Origin of the sequence: Oscillibacter sp. UBA6647 (assembly GCA_002455655.1) — a bacterium.
In the GTDB taxonomy this organism is placed as follows: domain Bacteria; phylum Bacillota; class Clostridia; order Oscillospirales; family Oscillospiraceae; genus Oscillibacter.
Genome location: DKLF01000028.1, coordinates 664 through 15,522 on the forward strand (window position 1 = coordinate 664; position 14,859 = coordinate 15,522).

Annotated in this window: 11 protein-coding genes and 1 riboswitch; of the genes, 6 read left to right on the forward strand and 5 right to left on the reverse strand. The window is 55.2% G+C overall.

Annotation, left to right across the window (positions count from 1 at the left end; all coding sequences use genetic code 11):
* Together B2W96_RS02235 and B2W96_RS02240 are read right to left on the reverse strand one after the other, a co-directional pair.
* Window positions 1-949: M18 family aminopeptidase (locus B2W96_RS02235; RefSeq protein WP_293008127.1), on the reverse strand; the 949-nt coding region annotated here is incomplete at its 3' end.
* Window positions 950-959: 10 nt separating this feature from the next.
* Window positions 960-2,402: an APC family permease gene (locus B2W96_RS02240; RefSeq protein ID WP_293008129.1), complete on the reverse strand. Its 1,443-nt coding sequence runs from the start codon at window positions 2,400-2,402 to the stop codon at window positions 960-962.
* 285 nt (window positions 2,403-2,687) lie between these two features.
* On the opposite strand from B2W96_RS02240, the gene B2W96_RS02245 reads away from it, so the two are divergent.
* The 6 genes from B2W96_RS02245 to lpdA all read left to right on the forward strand — a co-directional run bounded on the left by B2W96_RS02245 (window position 2,688) and on the right by lpdA (window position 11,613).
* The gene (locus tag B2W96_RS02245) at window positions 2,688-3,632 is read left to right on the forward strand and encodes a LysR family transcriptional regulator (RefSeq protein WP_293008131.1); all 945 of its coding nucleotides are present in this window, start codon (window positions 2,688-2,690) and stop codon (window positions 3,630-3,632) included.
* Window positions 3,633-4,031: 399 nt separating this feature from the next.
* A riboswitch (glycine riboswitch) is annotated at window positions 4,032-4,116 on the forward strand.
* Between the two features lie 192 nt (window positions 4,117-4,308).
* Window positions 4,309-6,957, forward strand: coding sequence for a glycine cleavage system aminomethyltransferase GcvT (gene gcvT, locus B2W96_RS02250; protein WP_293008133.1), 2,649 nt, complete (start codon window positions 4,309-4,311; stop codon window positions 6,955-6,957).
* A 74-nt stretch (window positions 6,958-7,031) separates the two neighbouring features.
* Window positions 7,032-7,409, forward strand: coding sequence for a glycine cleavage system protein GcvH (gene gcvH, locus B2W96_RS02255; RefSeq protein ID WP_293008135.1), 378 nt, complete (start codon window positions 7,032-7,034; stop codon window positions 7,407-7,409).
* Window positions 7,410-7,411: 2 nt separating this feature from the next.
* On the forward strand, window positions 7,412-8,728 hold the full coding sequence (gcvPA, locus tag B2W96_RS02260) for an aminomethyl-transferring glycine dehydrogenase subunit GcvPA (protein ID WP_293008137.1): 1,317 nt from the start codon (window positions 7,412-7,414) through the stop codon (window positions 8,726-8,728).
* Complete coding sequence (gene gcvPB, locus B2W96_RS02265) at window positions 8,725-10,170, forward strand: aminomethyl-transferring glycine dehydrogenase subunit GcvPB (protein ID WP_293008139.1); 1,446 nt, start codon at window positions 8,725-8,727, stop codon at window positions 10,168-10,170. Before gcvPA ends, gcvPB begins: the two co-directional genes overlap by 4 nt.
* A gap of 48 nt (window positions 10,171-10,218) precedes the next feature.
* The gene (lpdA, locus tag B2W96_RS02270) at window positions 10,219-11,613 is read left to right on the forward strand and encodes a dihydrolipoyl dehydrogenase (RefSeq protein ID WP_293008141.1); all 1,395 of its coding nucleotides are present in this window, start codon (window positions 10,219-10,221) and stop codon (window positions 11,611-11,613) included.
* A 283-nt stretch (window positions 11,614-11,896) separates the two neighbouring features.
* Here lpdA and B2W96_RS02275 read toward each other — a convergent pair whose 3' ends face one another.
* The 3 genes from B2W96_RS02275 to B2W96_RS02285 all read right to left on the reverse strand — a co-directional run.
* Complete coding sequence (locus B2W96_RS02275; protein ID WP_293008143.1) at window positions 11,897-13,345, reverse strand: aminoacyl-histidine dipeptidase; 1,449 nt, start codon at window positions 13,343-13,345, stop codon at window positions 11,897-11,899.
* A gap of 56 nt (window positions 13,346-13,401) precedes the next feature.
* The gene (locus B2W96_RS02280; protein ID WP_293008145.1) at window positions 13,402-13,890 is read right to left on the reverse strand and encodes a DUF6672 family protein; all 489 of its coding nucleotides are present in this window, start codon (window positions 13,888-13,890) and stop codon (window positions 13,402-13,404) included.
* Window positions 13,887-14,859, reverse strand: a 973-nt coding sequence (locus B2W96_RS02285) for an ABC transporter permease (protein WP_293008147.1), incomplete at its 5' end; no start/stop codon positions are given. The genes B2W96_RS02285 and B2W96_RS02280, both read right to left, overlap by 4 nt.

The window sequence follows — 14,859 nt, forward strand, 5'->3', positions numbered from 1 at the left end:
TGTCGGCATAGTTGGGGTGCATGGCTTGTGCGTTATCCGCCGAGACCATAAAACTACACGCAATGCTGGTGAGGTATTCCTCCTCGCTGCGGCCCGCACTGCCGTTAATCCGGTGCAGTGTATCCCGCAGGAACGTAGACGCCGCGCCCTGCTTGGTTCCGCTGCCCACCTCCTCGTTGTCAAGCATACAGAACACCGGAACGCTGGCAGAGACGCTGTCCTGCAAAAAGCCTTGCAAAGAACCATAAGCACATTCGATGTCGTCCAGCCGGGGGGCAGAGAGGAAGCGTCCGCCGTCCCCCCATACGCAGCCGTGCATCCGATTGTAGAGGAATAGGTCACTGCCGCGGATACTGTCCGGCTCGATGCCGGCTTCCCGCGCCACCGTGGAGAGGAAACTCCCCTTCTCCGAAGACCCGTCTCCCCAAAGGGGCAACAAATCCTTTTGAACGTTATAGGAGTAACCGTCGTTGACGTCTCGGTTCATATGGATGGCCAGACTGGGGATCAGCAGCAGATCCCGGTCTATCCGCACCAGCCGGGACTCCAAGCCGTTTGGCGTCTCTACAATCAAACGGCCCGCCACAGAGAGAGGACGATCGAACCAAGGCGCGCAAAGCATCCCACCGTATTTTTCCACATTCAGTTTAACATACTGGTCCTCCACCCGCATCTCAGGGGATTCCTTGATCTTAAAAGAGGGAGAGTCGCCGTGGCTGGCCACGATCTGGAATCCTGAATAGTTCCGCGTGGGCAGCCGGAATGCGATGAGCGCCGACTGGTTGCGGACGACAAAGAATCGCCCTCTCTCTTCAAGCTTCCAGCTCTGGCTCTCCTCCAACTCCGTATATCCCGCCGCCAGCAGTTGACGGCGCATATTCTCCACAGCCTGAAAAGCCGTGGGGCTCTGTTCAATAAAAGACAATAACTCGGTGATCTGATCTGACATATGAAACTCCTTACTTACCGACAATGTTCTGTTCACTGGAGTTTTCTGCCTTCAAACGCTCCCGCTTCGCAAGATACGGCATGATAAAGCCCAGTCCAATGAGAATGAAAGGCGTGATGATGTTCAGCATCAGACGGAACGGGTCGTCGGAGTAGATGCCGCTTAAACAAGCATAGGCTGTCAGAACGAAACACCAGCCGCCCAAAAACATTCCCAACCGTCGGTTTTTCACAAAATGATAGGTCGCAGGGAAACGCTCTCCCGCCTTCTTCAGTGCGATATAGGCGGCAAATACCCACAAATAACGCAGCGGCATACACACGGAGTTCAGCTTGACCAACCACTTGACCAGCACATCCACATTGCTGATGCCCAATGCCGGTACAATAATTATAACAGAAACGATTACAAAAACAAGCTTCAAGCCGTTGGAATAAGCGCCGTATTTGTTCTGCTTCAGTAACGCGGAGGGGACATACTGCGTATCGACGTTATTGAGCATGATGCGCAAAGGCGCGTCCACGGAGAGGATGATGACGGATACCTGTGTAATAATGTTGCAGATTGCATAGAGAATCAGGAACAGGTCGCCCAGTCCGTAATGCACGCCCAGTTGCTGGAAAGCGTAGTAAGCGCCGTTGGTCATCAGGTCGCCCGGAATATGGTTGGAGTCAAACATCATCCCCAGCGCAATCGTACCCAGCACTGCGCAGAGAACCACCATACCGGTCAGGGCGATCATGCCCTTGGAGAAGTCCCGGGACGGGTCTTTCATCTTATTGACATAGGGAGACATCTTTTCGCAGCCGCCCACAGCGTAAACCAGGATGGAAATGTTCAGGAAGAAAGCCGGATTAAAATTCGGGGTAAAAGTAGAGGGCGTCCAGTCGATGGAAAGAACTTCCGCATTCGTCAGCGCGGGAGCCGCAATCATCAGCAAGATAAAGAGAAGCGACATGGCAAACATGGCGGTTCCGGCCAGTGTGGAAAGACGGCGCAGCACGCGGATCCCGCGGCTGGCCAGCAGCAGAGCCATAACAAAGATTACCAGCCGAATCAACTGCATGGTCATGGTGCTCATCTGGCTGACACGGTTATCCCGGAAAATCGCCCAACTGCAGGCAATGATGACGCTGCCGGGTTTTTCCGAAATGTAAGGCATGTGGACGACCCAATAGGTCCAGCCGGCAAAGTAGGCCATTTTAGGACCGATTGTCTGGTTGATCCAAGAACTGACGCCGCCGCCCTCGTTTTTGAACGTGGAACCAAGCTCGCCCACCATCAGAGCGTATGGAATAAAGTAAATTGCGAAGATCAGAAGCCACGCCGCAATTGCTTTGAGTCCGCCGTACTCTGAAAAGCCGTTGATAATGTTGCCGAAGCCCCACACAGTGCTGAAGGCCATTACAGCCAGGCTATACCAGAGAATTTGGTTGCTGCTTTCCTTCTTCATATAAAATCTCCATTTCCTTTGCTATTTTTGCTTCATTTTTTGGTAAATTTATTTTACATCCGTTAAATATTATTCGCAAATACATATACCTATATAGTAATTATAATGTTTATGTTATAATGCAAACTGCCGACTTCAAAATTTTCCAACAACCAGTCCGTTGCATGCCGCAATCTTTTAAATTCCGCTTTTGGCGGCACAGAGCCGCCAACTTCTATGCGCTGCAAATTCAGGCAGTCCAAATACTGATTGTGAAAAACATCTTAACAAAGGAGAAAACCGGTCATGTTTCATGGTATGGAATATGTTTACGAGGTCTATAAGGAACGAAGCTTTTCCAAGGCTGCCCGAAACCTCTACATCTCCCAGCCCGCGCTCAGCAGCAGCGTCAAACGCGTTGAAGAGCGCGTTGGTATGCCGCTGTTTGATCGCAGCACCACGCCGGTAAAGCTAACAGAGTGCGGTGAGCAGTACATTCAGGCGGCGGAACAAATTTTCAGCGCCCAGCGAAGCTTTTCCGACTATCTGGCCGATACCCGCAAGCTGGAGGCGGGGCAGCTGACAATTGGCGGGATCGGTATGTTTGCATCGTATATCCTGCCGCCGCTGATCTCAGAGTATAAAAGCAAATACCCCAAAATCTCTGTCAGCATGATGGAGGAGAGCCAGCCACAACTGGAAAAACTGCTGATCAAGGGTACACTGGACCTTGTTGTAAATTATCAGGAATTTGCACAGGATGTTTTTGAAACCTGTCCCTATCGGGAAGAGCACCTCCTGCTGGCGGTACCGCAGCAATTTCCTGTCAACAGCTCTCTTCTTGCGTGGCGGCTCAGTTTGGATAATGTTCTCTCCGGGGATTATCTGGCGGAACGATATCCCGCAGTTCCACTGGAGGCTTTTGAAAATGAACCATTTATTTTTCTCCGCCCCAACAGTGACATCAATCAGCGAGCGATTCAGATGTGCCAAAGCTGCGGCTTCACGCCTCGGGTAATTTTGACGCTGGAACAGCAGTTGACTGCCTATAACATGGTCAGTACAGGCATGGGTATTGCCTTCGTCAGCGACACGCTGGCAAAAAACATTCTGCCCCACCCGAACATTGCCTATTATAAACTAAATAGAGAACTTTCCCGACGAATCATCTATTTTTACTATAAGAAAAATCGCTATATCAGCCGAGCGATGGAGGAATTTTTAGAGATTGCCCGCCAGAAGGAGGAGTGAACTCCAGGCCCGGTGCTTTGGAATTTCCCATATTTGGATTCCTGCCTGCGGCTGGTGATAATCTGCTTCGTGGAGCATACGAGGACAGGTCTGTTCCAATCAGTCAATCATCGGCAATTTGATAAGCAAGGTGGAACTGTTTGCAAAGTGTACCATCCGCTGCCAAATGTCTGGCAAGTTTATCGCTGGACAGATGTACTTGATTTCGTTATTTCAGCAGTCCGGAACCGATGCAATCTGCATCTTGCCGTTCGGACAGGAAATTTGTGTGCTGATATCCTTTCAGAAGCCTTGACATTGCCTCGTCACTGTGGTAATTTAATATGAAATTAAAGCAGAGGCAAGTGCACTTGGAGCGGGCATTCGCTTCAGAGCGGCCTGTAAATTGAATAAGATCGAATGATTAGTCCGGGAGAGTCCGTGCTGGACACGGCACCGAAGGGGTATGCAAAATCTCTCAGGTAAAATGGGTCGGGCTATGACGATGCTTCGAAGAGTACGGCAATATGCTGTACGCCAAAGGTGCAACTCGGGCTGCCCGCAGATTATGGGCGTGGCGGGGAATCTCTCAGGCAAATGACGGAGGCACAAAGTTCTAAAGGGAACTTTGTGTCTCTTTTTGCGCGCAAATATGGAAATTCAGAAACAGAATTTTTCTTAAAGGGGGAAATGAACCATGAGCGAACTCAAACGCACCCAACTTTTTGCGGTTCACACGGACGCCGGAGCCTCTATGGTGGACTTCGGCGGGTGGGAAATGCCTATCCAGTATCCCGACGGAATCGTGGCGGAGCATTTGTATACCCGCCACGCCTGCAGCCTGTTCGACGTGTCTCATATGGGTCGGCTGTTGGTGGAGGGACCGGAGCGGGTGAAGTTTTTGCAGCACGTCCTCACCAGCAATGTCATGGCGCTGGATCTAAATCAGGCCCAGTATTGCATGCTTCCCGCGAAAGACGGCGGCGCTGTGGACGACGCGTATCTGTATCGCTTTGAAGAGGAGCGCTTTTTGCTGGTGGTGAACGCCGCCAATACGGACAAAGACCTCAAACATCTGCTGGAAGTTGTGAAGGACTACGACTGCACCATCACCAACATCACAGCGGATTATGCGTCTATTGCCGTGCAGGGGCCCAAGAGTAAAGAATTGCTGATGACCCTTTCCTGCGGCGAGGCCGTGACCGAGCCGATGAAAAACGCGCTGAATACCCTGCTGTTTGAAGGCCGCACGGTCCGCGTTGCCAAAACCGGGTATACCGGCGAGCCGCTGGGGTATGAGGTGTACATAGAAAGCGGAGAAGCCGCGTGGCTGTGGAATCGCCTTGTGGAGCTGGGCGCAAAGCCTGCTGGCTTGGGCGCGCGGGATACCTTGCGTCTGGAGGCCGGCTTCCCGCTGTACGGTCACGAAATGGGAACCGACCACTCGGGTGCGGTAATTCCAATTTTCTCCGTGCCGCTGGCGCGGCTGGCAGTGAGTTTTTCTTCGCAGAAAGGTGCTTACATTGGGCGCGAGGCGCTGGAAAAACAATCCGCCGCCTATCAGAAAATCATGAACCGGGACTTCAGCGAGATGGATGTGCTGCCCAGACGCATCATGCCCATCACGCTGCTTGATCGAGGTGTCATGCGGGCGGGAATGCCGGTTTATCGCGGTGAGGAACAGATTGGTTGGGTCACCAGCGGCACCATGGTGCCCTATTACTGTCACGAGGGGGAGGGGTTGTCCACCAAAATTCTGGCCGATACAGCCAAGCGCTCCATCGGCCTTGCCTATCTTTCCAGCGATGTGCTGGAGGAGGACCGCGTAGAGGTGGATATCAGAGGAAAACGGTTGAGGGCTGTGGTTCCGCCCTATCATATGCGTGTGGACGCGCCTCCTTTTGCCCGGCCAATTATCTATGGAGCGGAGCTGGAACAGTCTTCCGCAAAGGACGACGATTTCGAGACAAAAGCACTCGCGCTTATCGAGAAGGCTTCCGACAATCACCAATGGCGGCAGAAATGCTGCATCAACCTGATTCCCTCGGAAAACAGTGCCAGCCGCGCGGTGCAGCTGCTGTGCGCGTCCGACCCCGCCTTCCGCTATGCCGAGCACAAGAAAATCAAGTCCTTCTATGATCAGGATATTTTCTATTATCAGGGGACCAAGTTTATCGACCGGGTGGAGCAGCTTCTGGCGGAGCAGATGAAGCAGTATCTGGGCTGCTCGGAGGCGGAAACCCGTGTTATCAGCGGACAGATGTCCAACATGGCGGTCTTCTCCGCTTTGATGGATTGGAAAAACCGTCTCGATCGGAAACACACGCCCCAGCGGCTGGGCTATGTTTTGAATAACCACATCATCAAGGGAGGCCACCTGTCCGCGCAGCCCATGGGGGCGCTGCACGATTATATCGCTGTGGACCCGGTGACAGAGCGCTCCGCCGTGGTGAATTTCCCGGTTTGCAGGGACAACATTTACAAGATCGACGTGGATGAGACGAAAAAAGTCATTGAGAAATACCATCCGGAGCTGATTGTTTTTGGCAAAAGTATGGTGCTGCATAAGGAGCCGGTGGCCGCGATCCGCCGGTTTGTGGATGAGCAGAACATCCCGACCACCATCATGTATGATATGGCTCACGTTTTGGGGCTGATTGGCGATCATTTCCAAAAGCCCTTTGAAGAAGGCGCTGAAATCGTTACCGGGTCTACCCATAAGACGTTTTTTGGTCCGCAGCGGGGCGTCATTGGCGTCAATTACCAAAAAGGTGATCTAAAATACGGGCTCTGGGAGACGATCGAAAGCCGCGCGTTTCCGGGCAGCGTTTCCAATCATCACCTTGGCACCCAGCTGGGACTGCTGATGGCGGCCTATGAGATGAACGCGTTTAAGGATTCCTATCAGAAAGCCGTTATGGAAAATGCAAAATATTTTGCCAAATGTCTGAAGGAGCAAGGGCTGAACGTGGCCGGAGATCCCACGGTCGGATACACCGAAACCCATCAGGTTATTGTCTCCGTCGGATACGGAAGCGGCCCGGAGGTGGCCGAGCGGCTGGAGCAGAACAATATCATTGTCAACTATCAGGCCACGCCGGATGAAGAGGGCTTTACCGCCTCGGGCGCTCTGCGGATGGGCGTGAGCGAGATGACCCGCTTTGGCTTTGGGGAAGAGGCGTTTTCCAGACTGGCCCAGCTGATGGCGGACTGCATTCTCCGCGCCAAGGACGTCAGCGCGGAGGTTGAGAAGCTTCGCGCCTCCTATGACACCATGTGCTACTGCTTCAACGACGAAAAAATGCAAACCGCGCTGGAGGGCTTCCTCGGTCAGATTGCTCTGTAATCCGGCAGACCCGGTAAAACGCAAAATCCTGCAAACCAATGCAGCTAATTTACAAAATTTATGGAGGTATCGGTATGAATTATCCGGCAGAGCTGAACTATTCCAAGTCCCACGAATGGGTAAGAATGGATGGGGACACTGCGGTGATCGGAATTTCCGATTTCGCGCAAAACGCACTGGGCGACGTGGTCTTTGTAAATCTGCCGCAGGAGGGGGACAGCGTTTCTGAGGGAGAGGCTTTCGGCGATGTGGAATCCGTCAAAACGGTGTCCGATTTGATTTGTCCTGTTTCCGGCGTTGTGTGCGCCGTCAATGAGGAATTGCTGGATGCGCCCGAGAAGCTGAACAGCGATCCCTATGGCGCGTGGCTCATTCAGGTAAAGGAAATCAGCGGGCAGGAAGAACTGATCTCCGCCGGTGAATATGAGGCGTTCTGCCGCGTGGAGGACTGAGCATGGGAAGCTATGTTCCCTCCACACAGGCGGAGCGGCAGGAAATGCTGGAGGCCATCGGCCTGAAATCCTATCGGGAACTGTACTGCGATGTACCTGGGCAGATGCTGCTGGACCGTCCGCTGGAAATCCCCGCCGGAATGAGCGAACTGGAGGTTTGCCGGGCGGTGAAGTCCATGGCGGCAAAAAACCGTGTGTTTTCCACGGTTCTGCGGGGGGCCGGGTCTTATGACCACTATATCCCCAGCATTGTAAAATACATTCCTGCCAAGGAAGAATTTCTGACGGCTTACACCCCCTATCAGGCGGAGATCAGCCAAGGCGTGCTGCAATCCATTTTCGAGTATCAGACCATGATCTGCCAACTCACCGGCATGGATGTGTCCAACGCCTCCGTATATGACGGAGCCTCTGCCGCCGCCGAAGCCGCCGCCATGTGCCGTGATCGGAAGCGCCGGGTCACACTGGTGTCTGCCGCGGCCCATCCGGATGTGATAAACACCATCCGCACCTACTGCTATGGCAGTGGGGACGAGATGCGCATTGTTCCTGCGAAAAACGGCGTTACCGATTTGGACGCCCTGCGGGAAATGCTGACGAATGAGGTTGCCTGTTTCTACGTCCAGCAACCTAATTTTTATGGACAGATGGAGGACGCGCCGGCGCTGGGACAGATGGTGCATGAGTCCGGCGCGCTGTATGTGATGGGCTGCAATCCCATTTCGCTGGCAATTTTGAAAACGCCGCGGGACTGCGGCGCAGATATCGCCGTGGGAGAAGGACAGCCGCTGGGTCTGCCCATGGGCTTCGGCGGCCCGTATCTGGGATATATGGCCTGCACCGACAAGCTCATGCGAAGGATGCCGGGCCGAATCGTGGGAGAGACGGAAGACGCCAACGGCCAGCGGGCGTATGTCTTGTCCCTGCAAGCGCGGGAACAGCATATCCGCCGGGAAAAAGCGGGCAGTAATATTTGCTCCAACGAAGCATTATGCGCGCTGACTGCCTCGGTTTATATGGCCGCCATGGGGCCTGAGGGGATCGCGGAGGCCGCGCGGCAATCCATGTCCAAGGCTCACTATCTGGCAAAGGGTTTGTGTGCGATCTCCGGTGTGTCCATGCGTTATCCCGGGGAATTTTTCCATGAATTTGTCACGGAAATGCCGCATACGGAAGCGGTGCTGGCGGCGCTGGAGGATGCGGATATCTTAGGCGGGCTGCCAGTGGACGGCGGCATTCTGTGGTGCGCCACAGAAAAAGTGTCCAAGGCGTCGCTGGACAAAGCTCTCTCCGTCGTAAAGGAGGCGCTGGTCAAATGAAGCTGATCTTTGAAAAAAGCGTTGCCGGACGAAGGTGCAGTCTGCTGCCGCCCTGTGATGTGGAGACGGTGTATCCGTCGGAATATATGAGCCGAAAAGAAGCTCCGGCGCTGCCTGAAATCAGTGAAACGGATATTTCCAGGCATTACACGGAGCTGTGCCGCCATACCTACGGTGTGAACTGCGGCTTTTATCCGCTGGGTTCCTGCACCATGAAATACAATCCGCGCATTGATGAGGAAATGGCTGCCCTGTCGGGCTTTGCGGACATCCATCCTCTGGCCCCGGCCCATGCGGCAGAGGGCTGCAGGGAAGTGCTGGACACCGCCAAAGCTTACCTGTGCGAAATCGCGGGTATGGATGATATGACGTTCCAGCCTGCCGCCGGAGCCCATGGGGAATTTACCGGCGTACTGCTGATCAAGCAGTACCACGCATCGCGCGGAGATGCAAAGCGAAACAAGATTATCGTTCCGGATTCCGCCCACGGCACCAATCCTGCCACCGCCGCCATGTGCGGCTTGGAGGTGGTGAACATTGCCTCCGCACCGGACGGCTGCGTGGATATGGAGGCGCTGAAGGCGGCTCTAAACGAAGAAACGGCCGGATTGATGCTGACAAATCCCAATACCGTAGGTATTTTCGATGAAAACATTTTGGAAATTACCCGTTTGGTTCACGAGGCCGGCGGCCTGTGCTATTACGACGGAGCAAACCTGAATGCCATTATGGGCGTGGTTCGCCCCGGAGACATGGGGTTTGACTGCATCCACATGAATTTACACAAGACCTTTGCCACGCCGCATGGCGGCGGCGGACCCGGAGCGGGCGCCGTGGGCTGCAAGGCATTTCTCGCCGACTTCCTGCCCAAGTCTGCCCTGATGGAGGGCGGGGAGCGGATACAGGTGCGCAGCTTTGCCGGAAACTTTTTGGTGGTGGTAAGGGCTTTGACCTATCTCATGACGCTGGGCCGTGAGGGGATTCCGGAAGCCGCCGAAAATGCAGTGCTCAACGCCAACTATCTGATGCGGAAAATTCAGGGTACGTTTGAGCCTGCTTTTGACCGGATCTGTATGCACGAGTTTGTATTGGACCTGTCGGAATTCAAAAAGAAAACGGGTGTCTCTGCGCTGGAGGTTGCCAAATCGCTGATCGATCACGGGATGCATCCGCCCACGATGTACTTCCCGCTCATTGTCCATGAAGCGCTGATGCTGGAGCCCACTGAAACAGAGAGCCGGGCAACGCTGGATTGGGCCGCGGAGAGATTCCGCAAGCTCTATGCGCTGGCTGACGAAGACCCGGATTTTATGCGCAACGCACCCCACAGCGCGCAGATTGCCCGCCCGGACGAAGTGCGCGCCGCACGGAATCCCGTTTTGAGATGGCGGGAGGGATCATGCAAACCGCTTAGTCATTTCAAAGAACGGACGGACCGGTGAAAAGCAATTTAAAGCTTTGCCGGATACCGGCGGAACAGGAGCGTTTATATGAGTGAGTACCAGTTGATTGTCATCGGGGCAGGTCCCGGCGGTTATATGGCGGCGCTGCGCGCCGCAAAGCTTGGTCTGCGCACCGCCGTGGTGGAGCGGCGGGAGGCAGGTGGCACCTGCCTGAACCGAGGCTGCGTGCCCACAAAAACGCTGCTTCACGCTTCGGAAATCTATCATGATGCGGTTTCCTCCGCCGGCATTGGCATTCAAATTGAGGGGGCGCTGGCAGACATGCGCGCCATCTTCGCCTATAAGCGCCAAATCTCTCAAAAACTTAGCAGCGGCGTGGAGGGGTTGTTTCAGAGTGCGGGCATTTCGCTTGTCAGGGGGACTGCTTCCATTTCAGAGCCGCACACGGTGCGTGTGACGGACAACGATGGGAACGAAACTGCTTTAACAGCAGAGCATATTCTGGTCGCCACAGGGTCCGCACCCGCCCGGCCAACGATTCCGGGGTTGGAACTACCGGGGGTCATGACCTCAGATGAGCTGCTGGAAGGGTCGGATCACCTCTATCAATCCATTGTTATTATGGGCGGCGGCGTCATCGGCGTAGAATTTGCCACGTTTTACAGTGATCTGGGCTGCGACGTTACCATTATCGAGGGGATGAACCGTCTGCTGCCCACGCTTGACCGGGAACTTGGGCAAAATCTGGAAATGATTTTGAAAAAGCAGGGCGTGAAGATTTTTACCAGTTCCATGGTGCAAAACGTGGAACAGGGAGACGGCGGACTGACCGTGAACTTTACAGCCAAAGACAAAGAGACTGCCGTCTCCGGTGAGGCTGTTTTGTGTGCCATTGGCCGCAGGCCGTATCTGGAGGGGCTGTTCCCCGGAACCTTGCAGCCGGAGATGAATGGCTGCGCTATCTGGGTAGATGCACGGTATCAGACCAGTATTCCCGGAGTTTACGCCATCGGCGATGTATCTTCTAAAGTGCAGCTGGCGCATGTGGCCTCTGCGCAGGGTGTGGCCTGCGTGGAAATGCTGTGCGGCGCGGAACATACCGTTCAAATGGATGTGATCCCAAGCTGCATTTATTGCCGACCGGAGATCGCCGTGACAGGCATGACGGATTCGGAGGCCAAGGCGGCGGGAATCCCCGTTAAGACCGGGAAATGCGTGATGTTCGTCAATGCCCGTACTCTGATCGTAGATTCAGGCCGGTGTTTTATGAAGCTCGTGGCAAACAGTGAAACGCATGAGCTTCTCGGCGCGCAGATGATGTGCAAAAACAGCACGGACATCATCGGCGAAATCAGTCAGGCCATTGCAAACCGCATGACTGTTGAGCAAATGCTGCTGGCGATGCGCCCCCATCCCACATTTGAGGAAGCTCTCACAGAGGCTCTTGAGGATCTAAAACATAAGCTGGACAGCCATACCTGAATTTGTCCGGAACGGCCGGAGTGCGGCGTAATGGGTGGGACAAAAAACTGAAATCATTGATGATGCCGTTTCCCGCGCGAAATATCGGCTGGCAGTTATCGGACATATCCGGGTTCATTTTGTGTGCGATGATACGCGGCGTACGATGAAAGTCCTTGCGTTACTGCCGGGTTTGGCAAATGTGCGATACTGGCAGTTGACCTTATTCATAGGCAGGCGCAGGTACAAATACTGAAGCGGCGGTCAGGCCCAACCGGGGCTGACCGCCGCTTTTCAAAGGTCCTTATTTGCTGCGCTTCAAAATCTCACAGACCAGTTGGTATACCCTCGCCGTGGAGGGGATACTCAGCCGCTCCCGGGCGGAGTGTACGTCGTGAAGCTCCGGCCCCATGGAGATGGCGTCCAGCCCGGGCAGCTTTTCGATAAACAGGCCGCACTCCAGGCCGCCGTGGGTGGCGGCGATGACGCCGTCCCTGCCGGTGAGATCCTTGTAGGCCGTAAGAGCCAGCTCCCGAAGGGCGGAAGTTCGGTTGTACTGCCAGCCGGGATAGGAGCTGCGCTCCGCCACGGTGCCCCCGGCGTGCTCCACGATGGCCCGGACCCGCTGAAGCAGCATGGCCTTCTGCGTGGCGATGGAGGAGCGGATCGAAATGGTGAAGTGGAGGCCGTCCGCCTGCATTCCCATCACGCCCAAGTTTAAGGAGGTCTGCACCAGACCGGGGAAATCGGCGCTCATGGCCTGAACGCCCTGGGGCAGGGCCAAGAGGACGTGGAGCAGGGAGGAGGTGGCATCGGCGCTCAGGGCGGCGGGAACCACCTCTTTGGAACAGGCGAGGGACACGCCGTCGTCGCAGCCGGCGTACTCGTTTTTGAGAATTGCGTCAAATTCGGCGAGGAAGGACTCGAAGTCCGCCGCCCGGTCCGCCGGAACGGTCACCAGGGCATCGTTGCGGGGGCAGATGACATTTTCAAAGCGGCCGCCCTGGATATCCGCCAGCCGCAGGCCGGGGATACGCTCCATGGCGGAGTAGAGAACCCGGCCCATGAGCTGGTTGGCGGAGCCACGGCCTTTGTGAATCTCGCCTCCGGAGTGGCCTCCCTGAAGGCCGGAGAGGGTGACGCGATAGCCCGTCCCGCCTTCCAGCGCCTCCATTTGGGCGGGCAAAAAGCAGTCCGCCCGAACGCCTCCGGCGCAGGACACGCAAAACTCGCCCTCTTCCTCGGAGTCCAGATTCAGGAGCTTCCGTCCCTTTAAATCGGAGCAGTCCAAAGCGAACGCGCCGTCCATGCCCGTTTCCTCGTCCACAGTGAAGAGTGCCTCCAAAGGCGGGTGGGGTAAGGTGTCGTCCGCCAGAATGGCCAGAATCATGGCCACGGCGATGCAGTTGTCTCCGCCCAATGAGGTGCCTCTGGCCCACAGGAATTCTCCGTCGGTTTCCAAATCCAGCCCCTCTACGGACATGTCTTTGGTGCAGCCCTCCGCCACGGCGCAGACCATGTCCATGTGGCCCTGCAAAATGATGGGCTCGGCGTGCTCATAGCCGGGGGAAGCATCCTTCCAGATAATCAGATTGTTGCAGGGCTCCTGCCGGTAGCGCAGTCCCAAATCCCGGGCAAAGCCCGCGCAGAGGTCGCTGATATGCTTTGTGTTGCCGCTGCCGTGGGGGACGGCGCAGAGCTTTTCAAAGTAGCTGAATACGTCCTGCGGCTTACAATTTGATAACAAAGACATGTCGATCCTTCTTTCTAGCAAGGCAGCCCATGCGAAAGCATGGGCTGCACAGTAAATTATTCTGCGGGGAGTTCCTCAGTGGTGGTCATGCCAAATTCGTCCGTGATTCCTTCGTCACCGGTCTCCTCTTCCTCGGCGGGAGCGGCTACGAACTCGGAGAGATAGGCCTCCTCGGGCAGTCCCGCCAGAAGGGCAGGCAGGTTGAGGATGATGCCGTCCATATTGCGGGGCAGGGTCAGCGACACTTCCTGTGTCTCTTCCGTGCCGCCCTTTTCCTGGGTGATTTCCAGAGTCATGGAAAAATTCTGCCCGATCCAGGTGGACATGCCCCGTTCTTTGTCATAGAGCTTGGCCACCTGCTCGTCGTTCACATAGACCACGACCTTATAAGGCGTTTCGTAGGTCTGACCGTTGTAGTCCAGACGTCTGCTGTCCATATACACGGTGTGTCCGCGGCCGATGATGGTCATGCTGTACGCAATGACGGCCAAAAGCAGCACCGCGCCCACACGGAACAGGAGGGTACGCATAGGAATCTTCTTCATCGACTCTCCTCCTCACCTTGCGCAAGCTGCAGCCGTTGTCCGATTTTCCCCTTGGCCATGCGCTTTTTCATCTCATACATAACCAGGGCAATGGTGATGACGCCATAGGAGGCAAATACGCGGAAGTATTCACCGATCATGGAGTCGCCCGTAATTTTGGCGCCCGTGGCCGGGGCCACGATGAACATGGTATGGAACAAAATCACGCCCAGAAACACATTTCCGATGGACGCCTTGTCCACGGACGCACCGCCCACCAGCAGCGCCGCGATGCAGAACATACCGATCTGCTTGTGGGAGCTGTAAGTAGAGATATTGCCCATGTTTTGCAGATAGATGACCATGCCAAGCCCGGCGAACACGGTGGACATAACGATGGCGATGATGCGGGTGCGCTCCACCTTGATGCCGGCGTCCCGGGCCACGTCCATATTCTGGCCCACGGCGCGCATGTCCTGACCCAGCTTCGTCTTGCGGAACCAGACGATGAACAGGCAGAAAACAGCAATGACCACAAGGGTCAGAACGGGGATCTTGACGCCGCCGATATGAATGGCGCCCAAGTTGTCCAGAGATTGCCGCATATGCAGCAGACTCACCGTGTTGCGGATGCCATATCCCCGGGGAAGCCTCAGGGAGGAGTGGAGGATGGGAATGACAGGTCCCATCATGAACAGCACCAAAAGCTGATATAAGCCATCCATAAAGAAGGCAATCATATAGCTGGTGATCATTTCTCTGCCCTTGGCCCGGTTGAGGATCTGCCCGCAGAAGGCACCCAGCAGAATGGAAATGGGAATAGAAAGGATCATGGCCAGAACAATTCCGGGGATGCCCCAGATCTGCCAGTCGGCGGTAAAGATTAGCGCGATCTCTGCGGCCATGGCACCTAACGTCATGGCAAAGTTCAGGCCCATGCCCGCCATGATGGGGAAGATGAGGCACAGAATCAAAAACGCGTTTCGGCCC

Bases quoted from the DNA above. Each gene is read 5' to 3' on its own strand.
- B2W96_RS02280 (WP_293008145.1), bottom strand. From the start codon at position 13,890: ATGAAGAAGATTCCTATGCGTACCCTCCTGTTCCGTGTGGGCGCGGTG.
- B2W96_RS02245 (WP_293008131.1), top strand. From the start codon at position 2,688: ATGTTTCATGGTATGGAATATGTTTACGAGGTCTATAAGGAACGAAGC.
- B2W96_RS02240 (WP_293008129.1), bottom strand. From the start codon at position 2,402: ATGAAGAAGGAAAGCAGCAACCAAATTCTCTGGTATAGCCTGGCTGTA.
- B2W96_RS02275 (WP_293008143.1), bottom strand. From the start codon at position 13,345: ATGTCTTTGTTATCAAATTGTAAGCCGCAGGACGTATTCAGCTACTTT.
- gcvPB (WP_293008139.1), top strand. From the start codon at position 8,725: ATGAAGCTGATCTTTGAAAAAAGCGTTGCCGGACGAAGGTGCAGTCTG.
- lpdA (WP_293008141.1), top strand. From the start codon at position 10,219: ATGAGTGAGTACCAGTTGATTGTCATCGGGGCAGGTCCCGGCGGTTAT.
- gcvH (WP_293008135.1), top strand. From the start codon at position 7,032: ATGAATTATCCGGCAGAGCTGAACTATTCCAAGTCCCACGAATGGGTA.
- gcvPA (WP_293008137.1), top strand. From the start codon at position 7,412: ATGGGAAGCTATGTTCCCTCCACACAGGCGGAGCGGCAGGAAATGCTG.
- gcvT (WP_293008133.1), top strand. From the start codon at position 4,309: ATGAGCGAACTCAAACGCACCCAACTTTTTGCGGTTCACACGGACGCC.